Below are 219 nucleotides of genomic sequence, written 5' to 3'. Positions count from 1 at the left end.
TGAGTTTGTAAGTGAAATAGACTTAAAAATTGCTCTCCAAAAAACACGAAAACAATCAAAATTAATAACCCAATTAACATTTCTCGAATAATTATTTTCGACTGCTTCTGCTTATCTATATTTTTTAAAATACTTAATAATATAGGCACATTGCCAAGTGGATCTAAAATAAAAAAGCTTAAAAAACCAGTTGAGAATATTGGAAATGTAACATCCATC

1 protein-coding gene is annotated in these 219 nt (G+C 26.9%); it reads right to left on the bottom strand.

Translation table 11 applies throughout. The features are described from left to right. Nucleotides 1-219, bottom strand: a 219-nt coding sequence (locus V6255_RS18615; RefSeq protein WP_341629445.1) for a MarC family protein, incomplete at both ends; no start/stop codon positions are given.

The organism is Psychromonas arctica (assembly GCF_038155225.1).
Lineage (GTDB): Bacteria > Pseudomonadota > Gammaproteobacteria > Enterobacterales > Psychromonadaceae > Psychromonas > Psychromonas arctica_B.
Note: the sequence above shows the minus strand (reverse complement) of the source record. Positions and strands in the feature narration are given on the sequence as shown.